This is a genomic window from Actinomadura napierensis, assembly GCF_039529375.1.
Classification (GTDB): domain Bacteria; phylum Actinomycetota; class Actinomycetes; order Streptosporangiales; family Streptosporangiaceae; genus Spirillospora; species Spirillospora napierensis.
The window spans coordinates 1-760 of record NZ_BAAAMR010000295.1 but is presented as its reverse complement, the minus strand read 5'-3'; the positions used below and the strand labels follow the sequence as shown (position 1 = coordinate 760).

Here is a 760-nt window from a genome sequence, read left to right as displayed (position 1 = left end):
AATACTTGACGAAACCTTTTAGCAAAGATGAATTGCTAAATGCGATTCGTAATCATGTAAGTTCATAATAAGTAATTTGAGGGCAAAAGAAATGGCACGTATTCTCATTGTTGATGACTCACCAACAGAAACTTTTCGTTTTAAAGAAATCCTAACTAAGCATGGCTATGACGTACTTGAAGCATCTAACGGTGCAGATGGTGTGACTTTGGCAAAAGCTGAGCAGCCTGACTTGGTATTAATGGATGTGGTCATGCCAGGTGTAAATGGTTTTCAGGCAACGCGCCAGATTACCCGTGATGAAGACACGAAGCATATTCCGGTGGTGATTGTGAGTACTAAAGATCAGGCAACTGACCGAGTATGGGGTAAACGTCAAGGCGCAATCGATTACTTAATCAAGCCAATCGAAGAAAAGCAATTAATTGATGTAATTAAACAATTTCTAAATTAACTCATCCATCCATAAAAACATAAATAACGGGATAAATACGCCCGTTTTATAGGATCGAGTATGGCAGCGAATGGATTTATCGAGTTACTTCGTTTGTCTAAACGGGGTAATAAGAATTACGCTTCAGTTCAAAATGAAGCACAGCGATGGTCAGGAATTGCTTTTGAAATGAGAGGGCAATACTTCGTCGCACCACTTGGGGAAGTGTCAGAAGTTATCTATCCACCGAAATATACACCAGTTCCAAATACTCAAAGTTGGGTCAAGGGATTGGCAAACATTCGTGGAAGATTACTTTCGGTATCT

Annotated in this window: 2 protein-coding genes and 1 pseudogene; all 3 read left to right on the top strand. The window is 39.7% G+C overall.

Annotation, left to right across the window (positions count from 1 at the left end; all coding sequences use genetic code 11):
* A pseudogene (locus ABD296_RS49540) lies at positions 1 to 68 on the top strand (response regulator); the annotation flags it as partial.
* Positions 69 to 76: 8 nt separating this feature from the next.
* The gene (locus ABD296_RS49535) at positions 77 to 454 is read left to right on the top strand and encodes a response regulator (protein WP_455363887.1); all 378 of its coding nucleotides are present in this window, start codon (positions 77 to 79) and stop codon (positions 452 to 454) included.
* A gap of 60 nt (positions 455 to 514) precedes the next feature.
* A partial coding sequence (locus ABD296_RS49530; protein ID WP_344285521.1) for a chemotaxis protein CheW occupies positions 515 to 760 on the top strand: 246 nt, incomplete at its 3' end.